The organism is Pseudomonas sp. 10C3, assembly GCF_036346185.1.
Classification (GTDB): Bacteria; Pseudomonadota; Gammaproteobacteria; order Pseudomonadales; family Pseudomonadaceae; genus Aquipseudomonas.
In genome coordinates this window covers 211,909-236,252 of record NZ_JASJVE010000002.1, presented here as the reverse complement: position 1 = coordinate 236,252, position 24,344 = coordinate 211,909, and the positions used below count along the sequence as shown (strand labels likewise).

Sequence of the window (24,344 nt, the reverse complement as noted above, 5' to 3'; positions counted from 1 at the left end):
ATGATTCCCGAACTCGGCCATCTGGCCATGATTCTGGCGCTGTGCTTTGCCATCGTGCAGGCAGTCGTGCCGTTGATCGGTGCCTGGCGCGGCGATCGTCTTTGGATGAGCCTGGCCCAACCGGCCGCTTGGGGGCAGTTCGCTTTCCTCGTATTCTCCTTCGCCTGCCTGACCTACTCGTTCATGACCGATGATTTCTCAGTCGGTTATGTGGCCAATAACTCTAACAGCGCCTTGCCCTGGTATTTCAAGTTCAGCGCGGTGTGGGGTGCTCACGAAGGTTCGTTGCTGCTGTGGGCCTTGATCCTCGGCGGCTGGACCTTCGCCGTGTCGATCTTCTCCCGGCAATTGCCGCAAGTGATGCTGGCGCGTGTACTGGCGGTGATGGGCATGATCAGCGTCGGCTTCCTGCTGTTCCTGATCCTCACGTCCAACCCGTTCTCGCGCATCCTGCCGCAAATACCGGCCGACGGCCGCGATCTCAACCCGTTGCTGCAAGACATCGGTCTGATCGTGCATCCGCCGATGCTGTACATGGGCTATGTCGGTTTCTCGGTGGCCTTTGCCTTCGCCATCGCCGCCTTGCTTGGCGGACGTCTTGACGCCGCCTGGGCGCGTTGGTCGCGACCATGGACCATCGTCGCCTGGGCCTTCCTCGGCATCGGTATCACCCTCGGTTCCTGGTGGGCTTATTATGAACTTGGCTGGGGCGGCTGGTGGTTCTGGGACCCGGTGGAAAACGCTTCCTTCATGCCATGGCTGGTGGGTACTGCGTTGATCCACTCTCTGGCGGTCACGGAAAAACGTGGCGTGTTCAAAAGCTGGACCGTGTTGTTGGCGATTGCTGCGTTCTCGCTGAGCCTGCTGGGCACTTTCCTCGTGCGTTCCGGGGTGCTGACCTCGGTGCATGCGTTTGCGTCCGACCCGGCCCGTGGCGTGTTCATCCTGATCTTCTTGCTGACAGTCGTCGGCGGCTCGCTGACGCTGTTCGCCTTCCGCGCACCGGTGGTCAAAAGCCACGTGGGTTTCGCCCTGTGGTCGCGTGAAACCCTGTTGCTCGGCAACAACCTGGTGCTGGTGGTTGCTGCGTCGATGATTCTGCTGGGCACCCTGTACCCGCTGGTACTCGATGCACTGACCGGTGCCAAAATGTCGGTCGGCCCTCCGTACTTCAACGCGTTGTTCGTGCCGTTGATGGCCCTGCTGATGGTCGTGATGGCAGTCGGCATGGTGGTGCGCTGGAAGGACACGCCGGTTAAATGGCTGGTGAGCATGCTTGCACCGGTGCTGGTCGGCAGTGCCATATTGGCCATCGTTGCCTGCTTCGTACTCGGTGATTTCCAATGGGCAGTGCTGGCGACCTTCATGCTTGCGGCCTGGGTATTGCTGGCTGGCGTGCGCGACCTGCTGGACAAGACGCGGCACAAAGGCTTGATCAAAGGTGCTCGCAGCTTGACCCGTAGCTATTGGGGCATGCAAGTGGCCCACATCGGTATTGCCATCTGCGCACTGGGCGTGGTTCTGTCCAGCCAGAATAGTGCCGAGCGCGACCTGCGCATGGCGCCGGGCGAATCGATGGAGCTGGGTGGCTATATGTTTGTTTTTGAGGGTGCCAAGCATGTTCAGGGCCCGAACTATACCTCCGACAAGGGCACCATCCGTGTGCTTGAAAACGGCAAGGAAGTCACCGTCTTGCACCCGGAAAAGCGTCTGTACACCGTGCAGCAGTCGATGATGACGGAAGCAGGCATCGACGCCGGTTTCAGCCGTGATCTATACGTTGCCCTTGGCGAGTCGCTGGGCGATGGTGCCTGGGCGGTACGGGTTCACGTCAAGCCGTTTGTGCGCTGGATCTGGTTCGGTGGCCTGTTCACCGGCTTTGGCGGGCTGTTGGCCGCTGCTGACAGGCGTTACAGGGTCAAGGTCAAAAGCAAAGTGCGCGACGCGTTGGGCCTGTCTGGAGCTGCGGTATGAAGCGCTGGATTCTGCTGGTGCCGCTTGCGCTGTTTTTGGGTATGGCGGCGTTTCTCTACCGGGGTCTGTACCTTGACCCGGCCGAACTGCCTTCAGCGATGATTGGTAAACCTTTTCCTGCGTTCTCGCTGCCGGATGTGCAGAGCGGCAAAATCATCACCCAGGCTGACTTGCTGGGCAAACCTGCCTTGGTCAACGTCTGGGGCACCTGGTGCATTTCCTGCCGTGTTGAACACCCCGTGTTGAACAAGCTGGCGGGGCAGGGCGTGGTGATTTACGGCGTCAACTACAAGGATGTGAACGCCGACGCATTGAAGTGGCTGAAGGAGTTTCACAATCCTTATCAGATAAACATTCGCGATGACGCTGGCAGTCTTGGTTTGAACCTGGGCGTGTATGGCGCACCGGAAACCTTCCTGATCGACAGCAAGGGCGTGATTCGCCACAAGTACGTCGGCGTGATCGACGAGACCGTCTGGCGTGAAAAGTTGGCTGGGTTGTATCAAGGCTTGGTCGATGAGGCCAAACCATGAAGCGTTGGTTAGTCGCAGCTGTTTTAAGTGTCGGGCTCGCTAATGTGGCGCAGGCCGCCATTGACGCCTACGAGTTTCGTGATGAAGCCGAACGCGCCCGTTATAGCGAATTGACCAAAGAGCTGCGTTGCCCTAAATGCCAGAATCAGGACATCGCCGACTCCAACGCGCCGATTGCCGCTGACCTGCGTAAAGAGATCTACCGCATGCTTGGCGAAGGCCAGAGCAATCAGCAGATCATCGACTTCATGGTCGATCGCTACGGTGACTTTGTACGCTACAAGCCGGCGCTCAATTCAAGCACCTGGCTGCTCTGGTTCGGTCCCGGGATCTTGCTGATTGGCGGCGTGCTGGTGATGGGTGTGATCGTGATGCGCCGGCGCGGCAAGCGTGCCGAAGGTGCGGACGTTCTTTCTGACGAGGAGCGTCAGCGCCTCGACCAACTGTTGGATAAAAAACACGAATGATTGATTTCTGGCTAGCTGCCGGCCTGCTGTTGCTGGTGGCCCTGAGTTTCTTGTTGATCCCTGTTCTGCGCGGCGGTCGTCGTGCGCAAAGCGAAGAGGATCGTACCGCGCTCAACGTTGCCCTGTATCAGGAACGCCTGGCCGAGCTACAAGATCAGCAGGAGGAGGGCGTGCTCTCTTCTGTGCAGATGGACAGTGGCCGTGCCGAGGCCGCCCGTGAGTTGCTGGCGGATACCGAAGGCGCCGACATCCCACGCACCTCACGCCTGGGTAAGCCCTTGCCGTTGCTGGCTGCGTTGCTGGTACCGGTATTGGGTTTGGCGCTGTATCTGCATTTCGGTGCCAGCGACAAGGTCGAACTGACTCGCGAGTTTGCCCAGGCGCCGACATCACTGGATCAAATGTCCAATCGTTTGGAGCGCGCGGTAAAAGCCCAGCCGGATTCGGCCGAAGGCATGTACTTCCTCGCCCGCACCTACATGGCTCAGGAGCGTCCAGCCGATGCAGCGAACATGTTCGAACGTGCCGTGGGGTTGGCCGGACGTCAGCCGGAACTGCTCGGACAGTGGGCTCAGGCGCTGTATTTTGCGGGCAACAAGCAATGGTCGGCGCAGATTCAGGCCCTGACCGATGAAGCACTCAAAGCTGATCCTAACGAAGTCACCAGCCTGGGGCTGTTGGGGATCGAGGCATTTGAAGGCGAGCGTTATCAGCAATCTATCGATTACTGGAAGCGTCTGTTGGCTGTACTGCCTGCCGAAGACCCTTCCCGTTCTGCGCTCGAAGGCGGTATCTCACGTGCCGGTGACAGGTTGGTGGCGAGCGGCGGCAAAGTCGCCGTGACACCGACAGTTGCTGCAAAACCAGCGGGTTCCCCAGCGGCCGACAACAAGGTCGCCGGGTTACTCAAGGTTCGTGTCGATCTGACGGCAGCAGTCAAAGCCAGCGTCCAGCCGGGTGATAGCGTGTTCATTTTTGCTCGCGCGACCTCAGGCCCACCGATGCCGCTGGCCGTCAAACGCCTGACCGTGGCGGACCTGCCGGCCGAAGTCGAATTGGCTGATGCCGATGCAATGATGCCGCAACTGAAACTGTCGAACTTTCCGGAAGTCCAACTGGTTGCACGGGTGTCCCGTGCCGGTCAGGCGACCAAGGGTGAGTGGATCGGTCGCAGCAAACCACTGGCCAGCAGCACCACGGCCCAGCAAGCATTGACCATCGACAGTCCAGATCAGTAGAGAGAATGTCCCATGACCGCTGTCGCACGTATCACCTTATTGAGTCTGGTCCTTGGCTTGAGTGCGTGTGCCGTCCAGCACCCCACGGGACCGCAAAGCAGCGAGTCGATTCCGACACTGCCCAGCAAACCGCAATCCGGCAAACCGCACACTGCGCCGCAGACGTCTCCCCAGCGTCCGGCGCCCGCCACTGGCCCCAAAACCTCTGCCCACTTCGCTCCACCGCCGGGTGGTAACTGCCACTGGGATGCGCGCCTCGGTGTGTACGTACTGGATGACGAGGCGGACACCTTCTACCGTCAGCGCACTTACTACCGCTGGAATAACGGCTGGAGTTGGTCGACCGGGCGTAACGGGCCATGGCAGGTGACAGATGCCAATGGCGTGCCGCCGGGGCTGGGGCGTCAGTACGGTCATTGAGTAGGCGTAAAAAAACGGCGACCCCAGGGTCGCCGTTTTTGTTTATGCGCCAGGGCTTATTTCACCGTGTAAATCTGGTCGAAAATACCACCGTCACTGAAGTGGGTTTTTTGCACGGTGCGCCAGTCGCCGAAGGTTTTCTCTACCGAGAGGAAGTCGACTTTAGGGAAGCGGTCGTTGTATTTGGCCAATATGGTCGGATCACGTGGGCGCAGGTAGTTGGTGGCTGCGATTTCCTGGCCTTCAGGGGACCAGAGGTATTTCAGGTATTCCTCTGCAAGGGCACGGCTGCCTTTCTTGTCGACGACTTTATCGACCACGGTCACGGGTGGCTCGGCTTCGGCCGAAACGCTTGGATAAACCACTTCGAACTGATCCCGACCAAATTCCCGGGCGATCATTTCGGCTTCGTTTTCGAAGGTCACCAGCACATCACCAATCTGGTTGGTCATGAAGGTGGTCGTGGCACCACGACCGCCTGTGTCGAGTACAGGCACATTGCTGAATAACTGGCCGACGAACTTTTTCGCGGCCGCTTCATCACCGCCATTCTTCAGCGTATAACCCCATGCCGACAGGTAAGTGTAGCGACCATTACCCGAGGTTTTCGGGTTGGGTACGATCACCTGAACACCGTCCTTGACCAGATCAGGCCAGTCTTTCAGGGCTTTAGGGTTGCCCTTGCGCACGATGAAAACCGTGGCTGAGGTGAACGGCGCGCTGTTGTTTGGCAGGCGAGAGACCCAGTCTTTCGGCACCAGACCACCGTTGTCGGCCAGCGCATTGATGTCGGTGGCCATGTTCATGGTGATGACGTCAGCCGGCAGACCATCGATTACGGAGCGGGCCTGTTTGCTTGAGCCACCGAAGGACATTTGCAGGGCGACGTTTTCATTGTGTTCGGCTTGCCAGTGTTTCTGGAACGCGCTGTTGTAGTCTTTGTAGAAGTCGCGCATCACATCATAGGAAACGTTGAGCAGGGTCGGGGCGGCTTGGGCCACGCTGCCGAAGGCCAGGCCTGCGGCCAGAAGTGAGGCGCCAAAGAATTTGTTCACTGCGCATTCCTTATTGGAGGTGTGGGTGAGGCTGCTGATAGGGCGAGTGGCTCATTGCTGGCGACTATAGCCGGGTGGCTATAGTCATTTAAATACTCAAAAGCAATTTGCTTATGCTTTGTTCTCATTTTTCGGAAACAAGGCATTGCCACACCGCGCGCAAAACGCCGCACTGGGCTGGTGGTCGTTCTTGGCGCAGACCGGACACGTGTGCTCCAGTTGTTCTCCACGCATGGCGTTGGCCAGTTCGGCGGTGAAGATCCCGGTGGGCACCGCGATGATGGAGTAACCGGTGATCATCACCAGCGACGACAACATTTGCCCCAGCGGTGTCTTCGGCACAATGTCGCCGAAGCCTACTGTCGTCAGCGTGACGATGGCCCAGTAGATCCCGATGGGGATACTGGTGAACCCATGTTCAGGGCCTTCGATCACATACATCAGGGTGCCGAAAACGATGACCAGGGTAGTGACGGTGGCCAGGAATACGATGATCTTTTGCTTGCTGCCGCGTAGCGCCGCGAGCAGGTAGTTGGCCTGCTTGAGGTAATGACCGAGCTTGAGCACCCGGAAGATTCGCAACATCCGAATGATACGAATGATCAGCAGGTATTGAGCGTCGCTGTAATACAACGCGAGAACGCCGGGCACAATCGCCAGCAGGTCGACCAGGCCATAGAAACTGAAGGCGTAGCGCATCGGTTTAGGCGAGCAGTACAGGCGCAGGACATACTCGATGGTGAACACCAGAGTGAACCCCCATTCGATAGTCGCCAGCAGGTTGGCGTAGTCGTGATGAATGCTTTCGATGCTATCGATAATCACCACGACCAGGCTGCTCAGAATGATCAGCAGCAAGGTCTTGTCGAAGCGTCTGCCCGCGACCGTATCGGTCTGAAAGATGATGATGCGTAGCTGTTCCCGCCAGCCGGTGTTGCTGTCCATGGGCTATTTCCGAATTGAGTATGCGTAGAGCCTAGGAGCTTTCCGGTCACCAGTGCAACTGATGATCCAGCGCTGACTGATGTAACAGGCAAGCGCTGGCTTGAACTAACAGAGCCAGCGGGGGTAAAAGGTGGGGTCAAGGTGGGCAGGGCATGCACACAGTATCGCCTGCGCGGTGTCGAAGGCGGAGCGGGATCTCTTACAGGTTATGTATCAGCCGCAGTGTCACTTATCGGGCTCACACCCTTTGAGCACCAACCGGATGATGGTCTGCGCGGCGGCTTCGTAGTCGCTGTCGTCGAGTTTGGCTTTGCCGGTGACGGTGGATATTTGCCAGTCAAAGTCGGCGTAGGTCTGGGTCGCGGCCCAGAGGGTGAACATCAAATGGTGCGGGTCGAGCGGTGCAATCTGACCGCTGTCGATCCAGGACTGAATGCAGTCGATGTTGTGTCGGGCCTGGCTGTTGAGCTGTTCGACTTGCTCGGCAGTCAAGTGCGGTGCGCCGTGCATGATCTCGCTAGCGAACACCTTCGAGGCGAACGGCAAGTCGCGGGATATGCGGATTTTCGAGCGAATGTAGCCACTCAGCACCTCAGCCGGTACGCCGTCGCGATTGAACGGCGTCGATGCCTGGAGGATCGGCTCAATGATGCTTTCGAGCACCTCGCGGTAGAGGTTGTCCTTGGATTTGAAGTAGTAGTAGACGTTAGGTTTTGGCAGCCCGGCCTTGGCCGCGATATCGCTGGTCTTGCTGGCTGCGAAACCCTTGTCGGCGAACTCTTCACTGGCTGCGCGCAGGATCAGTTCTTTGTTACGCTCGCGAATGCTGCTCATGAACCAGAGTTTTCCTTGCCTGTGCCAGCGGTTGCGCATGGTAGCACCGGTTTTGCGGCAGGCTCAAGATTGCCCGGGACGGGCGTCCAGCGCGTCACCGGTCTATAGCAAAAAAGCCTGAGTGTTCAGGCTTTTTTCAGGGGATTGACTCGCCCTGAATAAGGTTTACACCTTCTGGCTTCTTATCAGGAAGGTGCAATGGATACGGGCACAAGTCGCGCGGCTCAAGTGCCTTGGATTAATCGATCAGTTGGTCTGCGCACCCTTGTCGATCCATGCGCCGATCAGATCACGTTCCTGTTGGGTCATCTGGGTGATATTGCCCAGCGGCATGATCTGCGAAATCACGGCCTGGGCCTGGATGCGCGGTGCCAGTTGCTGGATTTGTTGCGGGGTATCGAACATCACGCCAGCGGGCGCTGTGCTGAACAGTGGGCTGGTCGGCTTGGCCGAATGGCACACGGCGCAGCGTTCTTGAATCACGCTGTGAACCTTGTTGAAATCGATACCGCTGGCGCGTGCTGCAGATGCCGCGTCAGTCGGCCCTTGCGCAGGGCCAGTGACATACGCCAGGCAGATCATGCCCAGCGCGGCAACGGGCAGGGTCCAGGCGAATGTGTCGCTGTTATGGCGGGTATTGAAGTAGTGGCGAACCAGAACCGCCAGTACCGAGATTCCGGCCAGGATCAGCCAGTTGTATTGACTGCCGTAAGTGCTAGGGAAGTGGTTGCTGATCATGATGAACAGCACGGGCAGGGTGAAGTAGTTGTTGTGCCGGGAGCGCAGTAAGCCTTTGGCGGGCAGGCTGGGGTCCGGCGTGCGGCCAGCAGCGATGGCGGCCACCAATGCGCGCTGGGCGGGCATGATGATGCGGAACACGTTGCCGACCATGATCGTGCCGATGATGGCGCCCACATGCAGGTACGCGCCGCGACCGCTGAACACTTTACTGAAACCGAACGCGGCGCCAATCAGCAGCACGAACAGAATCAGGCCGAGCAGGGCGGGGCGCTTGCCCAGTGGCGAGTCGCACAGTACGTCATAGATGAACCAGCCAGCGATCAGCGAACCGATACCGATGGCGATACCTTCGACGCCCGAAAGACTGCTGCCAGGGGCGAGCAAATAAAGCGTCGGGTTGGAGTAGAACACCACACACATCAATGCTACGCCGGACATCCAGGTGGAATAGGCTTCCCATTTGAACCAGTGCAGGTTGTCGGGCATGGTCGGCGGGGCGAGTTTGTATTTTTCCAGGTGGTAGATACCGCCACCATGAATGGCCCATAAATCGCCGGCCAGCCCGTCACGCGGGTTGACTCGGTTGAGGTTGTTTTCCAGCCAGACAAAATAGAACGACGCCCCGATCCAGGCCACGCCGGTAATCATATGAACCCAGCGCACGCTCAGGTTCAGCCATTCCATTAAATGTGCTTCCACAGAATTGACCTCTTGCCTGTCACCACTTAAGGGCGCTCAGACCTTCCTTGTTGGTGGGGGTCGAGGAACAGGCACTGGTCCTCATCGAAAAAATGCTCATCGCAGTTATTGCCAGTTCCGCTGCGATCAACCACCAGGAAATCATCCCGCTTTTCGATCGTCAGCACCGGGTGGTGCCAAACGCCGCGATGGTAATTAATGCCCTGCCTGCCATTACTGATGAAGGCGCGGACCCACTCTGATTCAGGTGCATCGCCACGTGGCGCGACCACAATCAGAAAAGGATTGCCGAGCAGCGGTATGAACGCCTGACTGCCCAGTGGATGTCGTTCCAGCATGCGCACGGTCAGTGGCATCTGCAACGCTTCGGCGCGGAAGATGCTGATGATCGCCTTGTCATCCGGCGCGGCGGTTTCAACCTCGGCCAGACGATGGAAACGCAGGGTCGAACCGTTGTTGATCATGAAGTGCGCGCTGCCATCGGTTTCAATTACGTCACCGAAGGGGGCGAAAGCTTCTTTGGTCAGGGGTTCGATCATCAGTGTGCGCATGCTATTTCTTCTGTTCTAAGGTTCACGATTAATCTGTAGGGGATTGTATTTATTTCGCGACTTTACCCAGCACGCGAAGGCGACTCACGCCCCCATCCGGGAACACATTCAGGCGGATATGAGTAATCGGGCCCAAGGCTCTTATCTGTTCGGCGAATGTGTGTTCGGCGTGCATTTCCAGCTTCTGGGCCGGCAGCAGTTCGCGCCAGAACAGGCTCTGGGTTTCGATCTGATTGTCCGTGCCGCCTTTGACGAGCGCGGCCTGAATCGAACAGGTGTCCGGGTAGTTGCCCTTGAAGTGCAGGGTGTCGACGATGACTTTTTCAATTTCGCCAGCATGGCCCAAGGCGACGATCACCCAGTCATTGCCCGGCGTGCGTCGACGCGCGGTTTCCCAACCATCGCCCATGTTGATCCCGCGGCCCGGGTTCAGGATGTTGCTCATACGCCCGTAATGCTCGTCGGAGCAGGCCAGCGCCCGGCCGCCATTGAGCGCTGCAGCAAGGTCGAGTTGTTCGTTGTCACTCACGGCCGACCAATCGCGGAACGGAACGCCATACACCCGCAGACGTGCCACGCCGCCGTCCGGGTAGATGTTGAAGCGCAAGTGGCTGAACGCTTGAGTGTTGCTGATCTCGTGGAAGTGGTGGCTGTTGCCTTGCAGTTCGACGGCCGACAGCACTTCAGTCCATGGGGTGTTTTCGTCCGGCTCGCCAGTGGTCAGGAAGCACGCTTCCAGCGAGGCCGAGGGCGGAAAGTTGCCGGTGAAAAATGAGGTGTCGATGTCCACGCCCTTGATCGAGCCCGGCACGCCCAGGCGGATCACGGCGCTGTCATAACCTTCGAAGCGTTTGCGGCGTGACTCCCAGCCGTCCATCCACTTGCCGTTGTCATCGAACACGCCCTCCTTCCAGACGGCCGGGGTCGGCTGGAACAGACGGTTGGCGTCGGCGAACCAGTCATCGGTGACCGAGATGATTTTGGTGCCCAGACGGGCGTCGGCCAGGTTGACGAACTTCTCGAACGGTGCGGCGTAAGCTTTCATTGTTCTTGTCTGCCTCTGCAAAAACTGGCGTGGGATAGGGCGACTATAAGTGCTGCAAACGGAACATCGCGATCTTGTTGATTTCCGCCAGCGCGCAGGCGAACTCGGTGTCGACCGGGTTATGAATGCGTGTTTCGAAAGCGGCGAGGATCTGATGTCGGTCACTGCCTTTCACCGCCATGATGAAGGGGAACGCGAACTTGGCCTTGTAGGCGTCGTTCAGCTCGGTGAAGCGCTGAAACTCTTCGGCCGAGCATTGGTGGATACCGGCGTCCGCTTGCTCGTACGTGCTGGCTTCAGTCAGTTGGCCCTGCACGGCGGCTTTGCCGGCAAGGTCCGGGTGGGCGTTGATCACAGCCAGTTGCCGGGCATGATCAGCGTTCAACAGAATGTCGCTCATAAGGGCATGCAAGGTTTCGACATGGTCCAAGTCTGCGCCCTGGCCCATGTCGTAGGCCTGCTCGGCCACCCACGGTGAATGTTCATAAATATCAGCGAAGGCGGCGACGAACGCTTCACGGCTCAGAGACGATGGCGTCAGTGTCTGAAAGCGGCTCATGGCGTGATCTCGGTATTCTGATAAGGATGTTCGGTGTGCCAGTGCCGGGCGATATCGACGCGCCGACTGAACCAGACCTGCTCGTGGCCCTTGGCGTACTCGATAAAGCGCTTGAGCGCTGCCAGTCGCGCCGGGCGTCCTATCAAGCGGCAGTGCAGGCCGATGGAGAGCATTTTTGGCGCCTCGGCACCTTCGGCGTACAGCACGTCGAACGCATCCTTGAGGTACTGGAAAAACTGCTCTCCATTGTTGAAGCCCTGCGCCTGGGTAAAGCGCATGTCGTTAGTGTCCAGGGTGTACGGGATCACCAGGTGCGGCTTGCCGGTGGGGGTGTTCGGTTCCCAGTAGGGCAGGTCATCGTCATAGGTATCGGAGTCGTAGAGAAAGCCACCTTCCTCCATCACCAAACGGCGGGTATTGGGCCCGGTACGGCCGGTGTACCAGCCCAGCGGGCGTTCACCGCTGATCTCGGTGAGGATGTGAATCGCCTTGAGCATGTGTTCGCGCTCCTGAGCCTCATCCATGTACTGGTAGTCGATCCAGCGATAACCGTGGCTGCAGATTTCGTGACCGGCCGCAACCATGGCGCGGATCACTTCCGGGTAACGCTGCGCGGCCATGGCCACGGCGAAAACTGTCAGCGGGATATCGAATGCTTTGAACAACTTGAGCACGCGCCACACGCCGACACGGCTGCCGTATTCGTAGAGCGATTCCATGCTCATGTTGCGCTCGCCCTGCAGCGGTTGGGCTGACACCATTTCCGACAGGAAAGATTCGGACTCTTTATCACCGTGCAGAATATTGCGCTCGCCGCCTTCTTCGTAATTGAGCACGAAGGATAGCGCGATGCGGGCATTTCCCGGCCAGTGAGGATGGGGCGGGTTGTTGCCGTATCCGATCAGGTCCCGTGGGTAGTCAGCACTCACAGCAGGCTTCCTTATGTGCGTATTGTCAGTGGCGGCGGTTGCCAGGGCAATCAAGGCCGGCGCCATCGCGATGGCTCGATTGTATACAACTCTTAAATCGTTTTGTAAGCCTGGTTTTTAGCGTTTTTCCAGGAGCTAGTGCCTGCAAGAAACTTGCCTGAGCGATCAGCTTATATCTGCAAGAGGGCTTAATCGCCTGATTGTTGGCCGAAACAGATGTCTCGATGTAATCCTCGTCATGCCGCTCTAGAAAGCGATATTTATTGTGTACAATTTTTTTAGCAAATGTCTTAATTACGGCTCGCCGCTCTCAATCCTGGCACCATAAGGGGGCAGCCTGATCTTTCAACTGACTGCGCGAGGGGCTGACGAGCAATGGGACGATTGACGACGCATGTATTGGATGCCGCCCACGGCTGCCCGGGCAGCGCTATCAAAATCGAGTTGTACCGGGTCGAAGGTGAACGCCTGGAGCGGGTTGCCACTGCGGTGACCAACGCCGATGGCCGATGCGATGGTCCTTTGTTACAGGGCGATGATTACCGTTCGGGCGTCTACCAATTGCAATTTCATGCCGGTGACTACTACCGGGCACGGGGCGTGGATTTGCCTGATCAACCGTTCCTTGATGTGGTGGTTCTGCGGTTCGGGATTGATGCCGCGCAGGACCACTATCACGTGCCGTTATTGATTTCGCCCTACAGCTACTCAACGTATCGCGGCAGTTAGTCGCTGCCGGGTAGCTTCCCTCGTCATCTCTTGCCCGCTCACGTTGCGGGCTTTTTTCTGTCCGGAAAACAGGTAGCCGATATTTATGTAGTCATTGCGCGCCGGCGGGCTTGGGCACACTTCCGGGTCTAATCAATTCTGGAATAATCCATGATTTCAATGACGCTAGCCCCCGCAGACCTCCTGACACAAGAGGGCGAAGACATTCCGTCTGTCGACGCTTTGCTGTACCGCCGGATCGTATCGTTTGGCAGTTTGCCGCCCGCGCGTTTCGTCGCCTTGTGCGAAGAGAAAGTCGCGCTGTATGGCAACCGTATTCAGGCATGGATCGGGGAGGAGGGCGAGCGCGTAAAGCCCTTGGCCGAGTACCGCCGTTTTCACGCTGCATTGCATAGCGCCTCGGTGTCGATGCAAGCAATTACGAGCACCCTGGGTGCCAGTACAGCGCAACTTATCAATGAAAACACTGCCGGGTTGATCGCGCATCGCGAGCAAGCGTTGCTCAGTGAAGCGCAGCTTCAGGCCTATGAGGGCTCGATCAGCGCTGTCGAGCTGACGCACATCCAGCAAGCGGTTGGCACGCTTGACCCTGTTGCCGAGTCAGTGCGGGTGACTGACCTGTGCATCGCTGTCGGCGAAACGGTTCATGCCTTGAGCGGCGTCCTGATTTTTACCACGCAACAGGCGCTCGATACACCTGATGCCGAAGAGTCCGCGTTGTTATTCATGCCGGGGAAAGGTGGTGGACTGCAGAAGTTCTCGTCTTTGCAGGCGCTCAAAGATGACGTGCAGTTCACCTTGCAGTCGGGCCTGGACACGCCGTTCTGGCGGCATGTGTCTGCCTCATCGCGAGGTGCGGCAATGGGCGCGGCCAGGACCGGCCCTCTGGAGTTGATTACCCGTGTCACCACTGCGCCAGCCATGACCCACAGCGTGCACGTGCAGATTGAAAGCCTTGAAGCCTCCATTCGCGCGGCCACCGATGGTCAACGATTTTTTGATGACGCCAGCAACGAGGAGGCCACGCTGAGTCGTTTGTATCTGGAGTCGGCTGACAACCTGCAGGTCCATCGCAACGACGCGCGGGACCAGGCCATCGACCGTGTGGCAGAGCAGCAGCGAACCGGTGAATTAGTTGCTCAGATGCCGCAATGGCTGTTGCACGCCCCGGTCGATATTCGCCGTGAGCATGGCCAGCGATTGAGCGCATACCATGCAGCGGCGGCCTTGCTGGAACGCGAGTTGGACGCAGTGTTGCCGTCATTCGAGGCATTCACCCGCCAGACGCTCGCGGCTCGGATCAAGGACGATCTGGGCATTGATGTCGACGCCGATCAGGTCTTTATCGATCTGCCCGAAAGCGCGACTCGGGATTTCGATATCGATCCGCAGTACGGCGTGCTTCGCCATGGCAACAGCTGGAGTGCAAGTGCCGGGCGGGTAAGGTTCTCCGTGGCTGAGTGGGCTCGTTATAACATCGATCCCAAGGATGAAGAGATGACGGCGCGACTGACCTTTGCCCGGATCGATTCGCCTGCCGGTGACCTTGGAACGGCGATTGGCCTGACAGTCGATTACATCAGCCGAATCATTCCTCTGGTCAATATCGCCGCTCAGTACCGGGCGTTGCTGGGCCGCGTGTTCCAGACGCGTACGGAGACGTCGCCGCTGATCACGCCCGATGTTTTGCTCAAACCCTATGAACTGGAAATTCTGCTGGAAGGTTTTGCTGCCCTGCAAGAAAAACGCTTGAGCGCTCATGGCTATCGCGTGCTTGAGCAGGCGGTGCAGGCACGTTCCAATGCGGACTTGCACGCAGCCCAACTGCGAATGAGCTGGGTCGTTTTAAACCCGGGTCATGCGGTAAGCGGTGAAACCAAAAGCGCGACGCTTTCAGGTCTCTGCGTTATCCATCACGAGACAACAGGGACCACATTGGTCTATTTGCCCCAGGCACCCACTGGCGTTTCGCTGATAGAAGCCATGAGTCTGCAAGAAGCCAAGGCGCGGCTGATTAACAAACTCATCAATAACCCGCCGCTGATCGAGTACCTGGTTTCGCGTGCTGGCGAAGAGGGCAGCCAAGCGGCTAATACGCGTTATATCGAACAGGCATTGCTACGCAAATTCGACGGTTTTATCACCTTCACCCCAGCTCTTTTTCTAAAAATAGCGGCTCAGCAGGTGGATGTACGTGCCTGGCTGATCCATGTACACACCAAGCTTGATGCGCGTAGCAACGCCGACATCCGCAGTGGACACGACCTTCGTGAAAGCCAGGCATATATGGCGTACTTCAAGGCAATCCTGTCGTTCTTGCCCGGTATGGGGACCCTGTTCAGCGTGCATGACGGCTGGAATGACGGCCACTCCGCAGCTGCAGCTTTCAGAGAGGGCAGAACGTTCGAGGGCGAGGTGCTGACGGCAAGCGCATCCCTGAGCGTTCTGGACATCCTGCTCTCAGTGGTGCCCGGTGTCGCCACGGTTGCCGCCTTCGCCAAGGTCGCCCGCCGCGCGACAAAATTGCGCCAGGCTGCCCGGTTGACGGGCACCCTGCCCTCGGTCACGCGCAAGCGCTACGTGCTCACGTCATTCAAAGGGTATGAGGCCGACGTTTCACCGGTCGGAGCAAGCAAACAGAACGGGGTCAACGCGGGCACGGCGTTGAAAGACGGGCAGCTCTGGATACAACGGCAAGGCAAGTTTTACAAGGTCTACAGGCGCAAAGGCGAGCAGTCACTTCGTCTGCAAAAGACGGTGGGTCAGGGGTATGAACCTCCGGTGCGTCTCGACTCGCAGGGGGACTGGGTTTATCACATGGATGTCGGCCTCAAGGGCGGGGTGAAATCGAGTATTGCCGAGACGCTGATTAGTGAAGCCCATCCCGATGGCAGCTTTACGCGCAAGCAGGCGCGCGAGTTGCTTGATCAGTTTGCGTTTCCCGTCGATCAACAACGACGGCTTGAATTGGACGTGGCCGTACATTACCAAAGCCATAGAGCAGTTCCAGGCTGGGCAGAGGCCCATCGACGCCAACCACAAGGTGAGACGGTCGCGCCCCTGCCCATTCCCGTTGCAAGCAAACGCAAGCAGCCAGCACCCTCAACCAGCGAAACCAATCGCCAGCCGCCGCAACCGGTTCCGGGTACCAGTCGGAGCATCGCTGTGCCAGCAGATAATTGGAAAGGCTGGGGCCAGGAGCTGGACGAGCTGACTGTTCTGGAGCCCATCGGGCAACAACCGCCGATCTTCCGGGTGACCGGTGCGCCTGAGCGCGAAGTCGTTGTCATCGGCCGCGAGTGTTTCGATATCCTGCCTGCCGGTTCGACACAAAGCCCGAGCATGGTATTTCTGCGCAACCCGGCAGCGGGGAACTCCAGAGGCAGCTTCGCAGAGTTGAACGAGGTCATCAGGGTCAATCCGTTCGATCAACCGGAGATGGCTTCTTTCAAGGCAGGCCAATGGACGGTTCATGGGCCTTTGTTTTCGAAAAAAATCCAGAGCCTCATTGCTGATATTCGCCCGGCATTTACCCCCATCTCCCAGCGAGTGCTGGCGGAGAAGCTTTATCAACTGGCCGACAGTACCAGCCTCAGCATGACGGCGACCCGGTTGATAAATATGAAAGCGACGCTCAATGCCTGGAGGAAGGGGCACGCTGCGCCATTGGCAAAACTCAACGATCCGCTGACCATGCTTGATGGGGCAAGGCCTACAGGCAGCACCTATCAAAGCATGAACATCAGCTATGAAAGTTCGCTCGACACCTTTCATCGGCTGGACTTCCTGCCCGGCGATCCGTCAGACCTGGCAAAGCTTAGAGGGGGGGCGGATGCGATGAGTGCCCAGGAACTGAGTGAGTTGATGACCCGCCAGTTGACGTCGAGCGGTTACGAGCTATTACCCGGCGGGGACTTGATGCACTTCACGCCCACGTTGACGTTTCAGCGGCCCGGACTGGATAAGCTGTACATGATGAGTGTGCGGCGAGTCCACAACAGTCAGGTGGCGCATGAGCTACAACCTCTACCGTTGGGATTTCCGCTGTCCAGCACGTGGCTTGATGCCTTTTTGGACCGCTATGCCGGTACGTCGGTAGCGACAAGAATCGCGGCCGCCCAAGAGCAGGGGAGTCTGATTAGGCTGGTGGGCGGGACAAACACCACGAGGGTGTCGGGTGTTAGAACACAATTGTTTGTCGTCAGGGTCGCCGATGATATTTGACGGAGGTTGATTTTCAATACGCTTTTGCGGGAACGCGTTGGCCGAGTTTGCTTTGCAATAACGCGCCGAGCTGTCGGATTTTTTGACCGCCAGCTCAGCGCCTCGCAATAAGCGAAGTCGTGATTTTGTGTACAAAAAACCTAATAATTTTTTTAAAGTTGTACGTAATGTGTTCGATGTTGTGTGCGTAAAGCTGTAGACAAGACCGCACCTATTCACCCCCCATGCACTGTGTACAATGTGGCGGTACTTTATCTGTGATTTGCACACGAGCGCCCATGAACGAACCGTTGCAGCCCCTCAAAAAACAGCCGAGAACCGTCAAGGCTGGCCGTGTCGGCACGCAGGACGACAGGGTCTACGCGCATATTTTCGAGGCGATTCTCGAACAGCGTCTGGCCCCCGGTACGAAGCTGAGCGAGGAGGCTCTCGGGGAGATTTTCGGCGTCAGCCGCACGATCATTCGTCGTGCCCTGTCACGCCTGGCCCACGAAGGAGTCGTGTTACTGCGGCCCAACCGTGGCGCGGTGGTTGCCAGTCCGAGCGTCGAGGAGGCGCGGCAGGTATTTTTTGCCCGACGCATGGTGGAAAAAGCGATCACTGAGTTGGCGGTCGAACACGCTACGCCTGAGCAGCTTGCCCAATTGCGGCAAATGGTCAGTGATGAACGCGACAGTTTTTCACGTGGAGACCGAGGTGCCGGGATTCGCTTGTCGGGCGAGTTCCATCTCACGCTGGCGGTGGCCGCGCAGAATGCGCCGCTGATCAGCTTCCAGCGCAGTCTCGTTTCCCAGACATCGTTGATCATCGCCCAGTACGAAAGCGGCAACCGCTCGCACTGCTCCTACGATGAACACACCCAGTTGATCGACGCCATCGAGGCGCGTAACACCGAGCTGGCCGTGAGCCTGATGATGCATCACATAGATCACATCGACAGCAAACTCAACCTTGACGAAGAGAGCGCCTCAGACGACTTGCACGCGGTGTTTTCGCACCTGCTGCAAAGCAAGAAAAAGCCGGGGCGCAGTCCGACGATTTAAGCGGTGGGACTGCAAGATCGCTGATGCACCAACTGCCCCGCCGAGTAGGTCTCCAGCACCGCGCGGTCGTCCCCCAGCGTCGTCAGTACAAATAACGTCTCTTCGATATCCTTGGTCTGTTTCAGGCGATAGGAGAGCAGCGGGGTGGCGTGGTAGTCGAGGATCAGGAAGTCCGCCTCATTGCCAGGGTGCAAACTGCCAATTTTGTCTTCCAGGCGCAGTGCTCGCGCGCCGCCCAATGTCGCCAGGTACAGCGACTTGAACGGGCTCAGTTTCGCCCCCTGCAACTGCATCACTTTGTACGCTTCGTTCAGCGTTTGCAGGATCGAGAAGCTGGTGCCTGCGCCGACGTCAGTACCCAGGCCAACATTGAGTTTGTGCTTCTCGGCCATTGGCAGATTGAACAGACCGCTGCCCAGAAACAGGTTCGACGTCGGGCAGAACGCCACGGCCGAACCGGTCTCTGCCAACCGCTGGCATTCGTCGTCACACAGGTGCACGCCGTGGGCGAATACCGAGCGCTCGCCGAGCAGATTGAAGTGGTCATAAACATCCAGATAGCCGCTGCGATCCGGGAACAGCGCCTTGACCCATTCGATTTCTTTCAGGTTCTCACTGATGTGGGTTTGCAGGTACACGTCGGGGTATTCACTGAGCAATTGTCCGGCCAATGCCAGCTGCTCCGGGGTGCTGGTCGGAGCGAAACGTGGGGTCACCGCGTAGTGCAGGCGACCCTTGCCATGCCAGCGCTCGATCAACGCCTTGCTATCGATGTAGCTCGATTCTGCGGTGTCGGTCAGGTAGTCCGGCGCGTTGCGATCCATCATCACCTTGCCGGCAATCATGCGCAGATTGAGCTTTTCGGCTGCGGTGAAAAACGCCTCCACCGAGGCCTTGTGCACACTGCCGAACACCAGCGCGGTGGTCGTACCGTTACGCAGTAATTCTTTAAGGAAAATGTCCGAGACTTCAGCTGCATGAGCTGGATCAGCGAACTGTTTCTCGCAGGGAAAGGTGTAGGTATTCAGCCAATCCAGCAGTTGTTCTCCATAGGAACCGACCATGCCGGTTTGTGGCAAATGGATGTGCATGTCGATGAAGCCGGGAGTAATCAGCGCGTCAGGGTATTCGGTAATATCGACATCGGCACCGAGCTGTCCCAGCAGGTCCGCGGCATGCCCAAGGGCGACAATTTTGCCATTTTCGACCACCAGCAAACCGTCTTCGAAATACTCATAGGACGCCTCGACCACCACCACCTCGGCAGGATCGGCGATGCTGTGCAGGATGGCAGCACGGTAGGCTTTGGTGACGGTGTGGCTACCGTTTTTTGCAGATACAGATGTCATAGAAATCTCATTGAACTTGGCTGCGGCGTGAAACCGGCAATAGGTGCGCAACAGGTTCGGCATGGCTGCTGTGTTGGCCGAAGCTGGCGTTGTAGGTAGCGATCACTTCAGCGGCAATGGACACGGCGATCTCGAAGGGCAATTTGCCTTTGACCTCGGCCAGGCCCATCGGGCAACGCATGCGTTGCAGCAGTGCCGCATCGAAACCGCGCTCACGCAGGCGATTCTCGAATTTGACCCGCTTGGTCTTCGAACCGATCAAGCCGAAATAAGTGAAATCATTGCGCGTGAGAATGGCTGCCGTCAGCTCGAGGTCCAGTTGATGGTTGTGGGTCATGACGATGCAATAACTGCCTGTGGGTAATTGCTCGACTTCATCCACAGGCTCTTCGTTGACGATCCGTGTAACGCCCTCCGGGATCAGCGCGGGGAACTCCTGTTCTCGCGAATCGATCCAGCGCACCCGACAGGGCAGGCTGGCAAGTAGCGGGACCAGCGCCCGGCCGACATGCCCTGCACCGAATACCGCAATCTGTGCCTGAGGCTGGCCCATGGGTTCGAACAGCAAGACGTTCACCCCACCGCAGCACTGACCCAGGCTGGCGCCCAGGCTGAAGCGCTCCAGGCGCGTGTATTGACTGCCGCTGGCGAGCATCTCGCGGGCGATCTGCATGGCCTTGTATTCCAGGTGCCCACCCCCGACGGTGTCGAAAATCCGTCCGGCAGTGACGACCATCTTCGAACCGGCATTGCGCGGCGTCGAGCCGCGCTCGTCGATGATGGTCACCAGTACGCAGGGTTCGCCCTGGTTTTGCAGTTCGGCGAGAGCGCTGATCCAGTTGTTCATGTGCGGTCTCCTAAGCTCTTGTAGGCGCGGGCTCGCCAGCGATGTGCCCAGGGTCGCGCTCGGCCGCAGCCGTCGCGCTATGCAACGTGCGCATTTGCTCGCACCCCCACAACACCCGCTCCGGGGTCGCAGGCGCGTCGATCTTCGGTTGATGTCGGTAGTCGCCAAGGCTGGCGACGGCGTCCTTGATCGCGCACCAGGCGGCGATGCCGAGCATGAACGGCGGCTCGCCCACGGCCTTGGAATGGAACACCGTGTCTTCCGGGTTTTTGCGGTTCTCCACCAGCTTGATCCGCAGGTCCAGGGGCATGTCGGCAACTGCCGGAATTTTGTAACTGGCCGGGCCGTTGGTCATCAATTTGCCCTTGGCATTCCACACCAACTCTTCCATGGTCAGCCAGCCCATGCCCTGAATGAAGCCGCCTTCGACCTGGCCCATGTCGATGGCCGGGTTCAGCGAGGCGCCCACGTCATGCAGGATGTCGGTGCGGAGCATCTTGTATTCGCCGGTCAGGGTATCGATCACCACTTCAACGCAGGCCACGCCGTAAGCGAAGTAGTAGAACGGATGACCGCGCGCCTGGCTGCGGTCGTAATAGATTTTAGGTGTCTTGTAATAGCCAGTGCTCGACAGCGATACCTGACCGACCCATGCCTGTTGCGCTAGGGATTCGAACGACAGAATGTGCTCGCCAATCCGCACGTGGACATTGTGAAACTGCACCTGATCTTCGCCGACCTTGTACTGCCGCGCAGCAAATTCCACCAACCGTTGTTTGAGAATCTCAGCAGCGTTCTGCGCAGCTTTACCGTTCAGGTCTGCACCGCTGGAAGCTGCCGTCGGCGAGGTGTTCGGCACTTTGTCGGTAGTGGTCGCAGTGATCTGGATGCGGTCGATATCAACCTGGAACACCTCGGCCACCACCTGCGCAACCTTGATGTTCAGACCCTGGCCCATCTCGGTGCCGCCATGGTTCAGGTGGATGCTGCCATCGGTGTAGATATGGATCAGCGCACCGGCTTGATTGAGGAAGCTGGCGGTGAAGGAAATGCCGAATTTCACCGGGGTCAGCGCCAGGCCTTTTTTTAGCACCGGGCTGTGTGCGTTGTAGGCACGAATCGATTTTCGCCGTTCTGCATACTGGCTGCTGGCCTCCAGTTCGGCGGTCATTTCTTCGAGCATGTTGTGCTCGACCGTCTGGTAGTAATGGGTAACGTTACGCTCGGTCTTGCCGTAGTAGTTGGCTTTGCGCACGTCCAGCGGGTCTTTGCCCAAGTGACGGGCGATGGTGTCCATCACTTCTTCGATCGCGACCATGCCTTGCGGGCCGCCGAAGCCGCGATAGGCGGTGTTTGAGGCGATATTGGTCTTGCAACGATGGCCATTGATGGTGGCGTCGCCCAGGTAGTACGCGTTATCGGCATGGAACATCGCCCGGTCGACAATAGAGTTGGACAGGTCCGGTGAGCAGCCGCAGTTGCCAGCCAACTCCAGCTGAATCCCGTGCAGGCGTCCGCTGTCATCGAAGCCGACGTCATATTCGATATAGAAGGGGTGACGCTTGCCGGTCATCAGCATGTCTTCGACCCGGGGCAGACGCATCTTGGTCGGCAGCCCGGTCAACACGGCGATCACCGCGCACAGGCACGCAGGGCTTGCCGCCTGGGTCTCCTTGCCGCCAAAACCACCGCCCATGCGGCGCATATCGACCACGATTTTGTTCATCGACACGCCGAGTACTTCCGCCACCAGCTTTTGTACTTCGGTGGGGTTTTGCGTCGAGCAATAGACAATCATGCCCCCGTCTTCGGTGGGCATCACTGACGAGACCTGGGTTTCCAGGTAAAAGTGTTCCTGCCCGCCGATGTGCAAGTTGCCTTGTAGGCGATGCGGCGCACTGGCGAGAGCGCTGGCCGAATCACCGCGTTGATGGGTATGGCTGTCGAAGACGAAATGTTTTTTGCGCAAGGCCTCCACCACGTCCAGAACGGGCTCGAGGTCCTCGTATTCGATGATCGCGGCCATTGCCGCCTTGCGCGCGGTTTCCATATCCCGTGCGGCAACCGCGATCACCGGTTGACCGACGAATTCTACAACATCGATGGCCAGCAACGGATCGCCCGGCAGCAGCGGACCAATGTCCTTGAGGCCCGGAATGTCGTCATGAGTGATGGCGATGCGCACGCCTTCAAAGGCATAGCACGGCGATGTGTCGACGCTGATGATCCGCGCGTGGGCGCGGTCGGACAGGCGTGCATACACGTGCAATTGATTCGGGAATTCCAGACGGTCGTCGATGTACACCGCCTCGCCGGACACATGCTTGTCAGCGCTGTCGTGCTTGACGCTGCGACCCACGCCCGTGCTCAGGTCCTGCTGAAACAGCGCGGCCATTTCGGCTTGGCTGTCTTCCAAGGTTTGGTCCGGGGCATGGTTAGACATAAGAGGTCACCCGCGTTTCGATGTGAGGCGTTTGCAGCTCGATGAAATATTTGCGCAGCAGGTTTTGCGCACTCAGCAGGCGGTATTCCTTGCTTGCGCGAAAGTCTGACAACGGGGTGAAATCCTCAGCCAGGGCCGCGCAGGCACGCTCCACGGTGGCCGAGGTCCAAGGTGCGCCGATCAGCGCGTGTTCACAGGCAGCGGCGCGTTTAGGGATCGCCGCCATGCCGCCGAATGCAACGCGCGCATCGACAACGGCGCCATTCTCGACCTGCAAGCGGAAGGCCGCGCACACCGCAGAAATATCGTCGTCCAGCCGTTTCGACACTTTGTAGGCGCGGAACGCCTGTCTGTCGTTGGCCTTGGGTACGATGATTTTTTCGATGAACTCGCTTTCCTGGCGTGCCGTCACGCGGTAGTCGATGAAGTAGTCTTCCAGCGCGAGGGTGCGGCGGACTTCGCCTTTGCACAGGACAATCTGCGCACCGAGGGCGATCAGCAGAGGAGGGGAGTCACCGATGGGCGAGGCGTTGCCGATGTTGCCGCCCAAGGTGCCCTGATTGCGGATCTGCAAGGAGGCGAAGCGCTGAAGCAGCTCGCCGAAGTCCTGGTATTCAGCGGTCAGTGCTGCGTAGCAGTCGGTCAACGAGGTGGCGGCGCCGATCTCGATACGGTCGTCGAAGTGCTCAATGCGTTTCATTTCTTCGATGTTGCCGACGTAGATCATCACCGGCAGCGTGCGATGGAGTTGAGTGACTTCCAGCGCCAGATCGGTACCGCCGGCCAGCAAGCGCGCTTGCGGATAGGCGTTATACAAATCGGCCAGGTTGCTGACAGTCAACGGCACCAGGCAGCGTTTGTCGCCGCTGTTGAGTTCGCCGGTTTCTTTTGGTGCGATGGCCCGCAAACGGGCGATGGTCTCTGTCTGGCGCTGATCGAACTGGTCGGGCTCGCGTTGAGTGCAGGCTTGCTCGGCGGCGGCGAGAATCGGGCGATAGCCGGTGCAACGGCACAGATTGCCGGCCAATGCTTCGTGGGCTTGATGAGTGTTGGCTTCGCTGCTGTTCTTCTGCAGCGCGAACAGCGACATGACAAACCCGGGTGTGCAGAAACCACATTGCGAACCGTGACACTCGACCATGGCTTTTTGCACGCTGTGCAGTTGGCCTTGATGCTTGAGGTCCTCGACGCTGATCAATTGTTTGCCGTGCAACGAGGCAACGAACGTCAGGCAGGCATTGATGCTGCGATAGCGCAGGTGCTCGGCGCCATCGTTATCGGTGCTCAATTCGCCGATCACCACGGTGCAGGCGCCACAATCGCCGCTGGCACAGCCCTCTTTAGTGCCGGGTTTGCCCAGATGCTCGCGCAAATAATTGAGCACGGTCAGATTCGGGTCCAGGGCGTGCTCGGTGCGTAGCGCCTGATTGAGTAAGAGTTGGATCACGGAAGGCCCCTCTGCACGTTATTTTTGTAATCGACACATGGACTGAATTTATCAGCTCTGACTTTTTGGTCAATTATTTGCTGACCCTTAAGTCAGGAAAAATCGCTTTTCCCGGTTTTGCCGATTAACGGTGTGCCTGATCGGTAACAAAATTGCCGACCAGTGCTCAAAGAATTGCTTATTTCGTGCCAGATTCAACCCCCATGGCCCTGCGCCATGGCTGCCCATTGCGATACACTGCGCGGCTTGTATGATTTAGCCGAAGTTGAAGG

At 58.3% G+C, this 24,344-nt stretch carries 20 protein-coding genes; 8 read left to right on the top strand and 12 right to left on the bottom strand.

The window, feature by feature from the left end:
* Genes QN399_RS02880 through QN399_RS02860 form a run of 5 tightly spaced genes read left to right on the top strand, consistent with a single transcriptional unit; the run spans position 1 to position 4,632 of the window.
* The gene (locus tag QN399_RS02880) at positions 1-1,974 is read left to right on the top strand and encodes a heme lyase CcmF/NrfE family subunit (RefSeq protein WP_322179960.1); all 1,974 of its coding nucleotides are present in this window, start codon (positions 1-3) and stop codon (positions 1,972-1,974) included.
* Complete coding sequence (locus QN399_RS02875; protein WP_322179958.1) at positions 1,971-2,507, top strand: DsbE family thiol:disulfide interchange protein; 537 nt, start codon at positions 1,971-1,973, stop codon at positions 2,505-2,507. The genes QN399_RS02880 and QN399_RS02875 overlap by 4 nt, the downstream gene beginning before the upstream one ends.
* A complete protein-coding gene (locus tag QN399_RS02870; protein ID WP_322179956.1) occupies positions 2,504-2,974 on the top strand; it encodes a cytochrome c-type biogenesis protein in 471 nt (156 codons plus the stop codon). The genes QN399_RS02875 and QN399_RS02870 overlap by 4 nt, the downstream gene beginning before the upstream one ends.
* Positions 2,971-4,212 carry a c-type cytochrome biogenesis protein CcmI gene (gene ccmI / locus QN399_RS02865; RefSeq protein ID WP_322179954.1) on the top strand — a complete coding sequence of 414 codons (1,242 nt, stop codon included), beginning with the start codon at positions 2,971-2,973 and terminating at the stop codon, positions 4,210-4,212. Before QN399_RS02870 ends, ccmI begins: the two co-directional genes overlap by 4 nt.
* Before the next feature lie 12 nt (positions 4,213-4,224).
* On the top strand, positions 4,225-4,632 hold the full coding sequence (locus QN399_RS02860; protein ID WP_322179952.1) for a hypothetical protein: 408 nt from the start codon (positions 4,225-4,227) through the stop codon (positions 4,630-4,632).
* Positions 4,633-4,688: 56 nt separating this feature from the next.
* On the opposite strand, the gene QN399_RS02855 is transcribed toward QN399_RS02860, so the two are convergent.
* The 8 genes from QN399_RS02855 to puuE all read right to left on the bottom strand — a co-directional run bounded on the left by QN399_RS02855 (position 4,689) and on the right by puuE (position 11,990).
* Entirely contained in the window at positions 4,689-5,687 is a 999-nt protein-coding gene (locus tag QN399_RS02855; protein ID WP_322179950.1) for a sulfate ABC transporter substrate-binding protein, read from the bottom strand.
* A gap of 111 nt (positions 5,688-5,798) precedes the next feature.
* Positions 5,799-6,632 (bottom strand): ion transporter, encoded by an 834-nt coding sequence (locus QN399_RS02850; protein ID WP_322179948.1) that lies wholly within the window; start codon positions 6,630-6,632, stop codon positions 5,799-5,801.
* 225 nt (positions 6,633-6,857) lie between these two features.
* Positions 6,858-7,466 (bottom strand): TetR/AcrR family transcriptional regulator, encoded by a 609-nt coding sequence (locus QN399_RS02845; RefSeq protein WP_322179945.1) that lies wholly within the window; start codon positions 7,464-7,466, stop codon positions 6,858-6,860.
* Between the two features lie 246 nt (positions 7,467-7,712).
* The gene (locus QN399_RS02840) at positions 7,713-8,906 is read right to left on the bottom strand and encodes a urate hydroxylase PuuD (RefSeq protein WP_330200531.1); all 1,194 of its coding nucleotides are present in this window, start codon (positions 8,904-8,906) and stop codon (positions 7,713-7,715) included.
* 26 nt (positions 8,907-8,932) lie between these two features.
* A complete protein-coding gene (locus QN399_RS02835) occupies positions 8,933-9,457 on the bottom strand; it encodes an ureidoglycolate lyase (protein ID WP_322215505.1) in 525 nt (174 codons plus the stop codon).
* Between the two features lie 49 nt (positions 9,458-9,506).
* Positions 9,507-10,502 (bottom strand): allantoicase, encoded by a 996-nt coding sequence (gene alc, locus QN399_RS02830; RefSeq protein ID WP_322215507.1) that lies wholly within the window; start codon positions 10,500-10,502, stop codon positions 9,507-9,509.
* A gap of 43 nt (positions 10,503-10,545) precedes the next feature.
* Positions 10,546-11,061, bottom strand: a complete 516-nt coding sequence (gene uraD / locus QN399_RS02825; protein WP_322179937.1) for a 2-oxo-4-hydroxy-4-carboxy-5-ureidoimidazoline decarboxylase — start codon at positions 11,059-11,061, stop codon at positions 10,546-10,548.
* A complete protein-coding gene (gene puuE / locus QN399_RS02820; RefSeq protein ID WP_330200530.1) occupies positions 11,058-11,990 on the bottom strand; it encodes an allantoinase PuuE in 933 nt (310 codons plus the stop codon). The genes uraD and puuE overlap by 4 nt, the downstream gene beginning before the upstream one ends.
* Positions 11,991-12,365: 375 nt before the next feature.
* Between puuE and uraH the strand changes: the two genes are divergently transcribed.
* From uraH to QN399_RS02805, 3 genes are all read left to right on the top strand, one after another.
* Positions 12,366-12,719, top strand: coding sequence for a hydroxyisourate hydrolase (uraH, locus tag QN399_RS02815; RefSeq protein ID WP_322179933.1), 354 nt, complete (start codon positions 12,366-12,368; stop codon positions 12,717-12,719).
* 150 nt (positions 12,720-12,869) lie between these two features.
* Complete coding sequence (locus QN399_RS02810; RefSeq protein WP_330200529.1) at positions 12,870-16,943, top strand: DUF6543 domain-containing protein; 4,074 nt, start codon at positions 12,870-12,872, stop codon at positions 16,941-16,943.
* Positions 16,944-17,221: 278 nt separating this feature from the next.
* On the top strand, positions 17,222-17,986 hold the full coding sequence (locus QN399_RS02805) for a GntR family transcriptional regulator (RefSeq protein ID WP_322179927.1): 765 nt from the start codon (positions 17,222-17,224) through the stop codon (positions 17,984-17,986).
* On the opposite strand, the gene guaD is transcribed toward QN399_RS02805, so the two are convergent.
* From guaD to xdhA, 4 genes are read right to left on the bottom strand one after another with little or no spacing between them, the layout of a single operon-like run.
* Positions 17,983-19,335, bottom strand: coding sequence for a guanine deaminase (guaD, locus tag QN399_RS02800; protein WP_322179925.1), 1,353 nt, complete (start codon positions 19,333-19,335; stop codon positions 17,983-17,985). The genes QN399_RS02805 and guaD overlap by 4 nt on opposite strands.
* A 7-nt stretch (positions 19,336-19,342) precedes the next feature.
* Positions 19,343-20,182: a xanthine dehydrogenase accessory protein XdhC gene (gene xdhC / locus QN399_RS02795; RefSeq protein ID WP_322179923.1), complete on the bottom strand. Its 840-nt coding sequence runs from the start codon at positions 20,180-20,182 to the stop codon at positions 19,343-19,345.
* 10 nt (positions 20,183-20,192) lie between these two features.
* Positions 20,193-22,625, bottom strand: a complete 2,433-nt coding sequence (xdhB, locus tag QN399_RS02790; protein WP_330200528.1) for a xanthine dehydrogenase molybdopterin binding subunit — start codon at positions 22,623-22,625, stop codon at positions 20,193-20,195.
* Entirely contained in the window at positions 22,618-24,072 is a 1,455-nt protein-coding gene (gene xdhA, locus QN399_RS02785; protein ID WP_322179919.1) for a xanthine dehydrogenase small subunit, read from the bottom strand. The genes xdhB and xdhA overlap by 8 nt, the downstream gene beginning before the upstream one ends.
* Positions 24,073-24,344 lie beyond the last annotated feature (272 nt).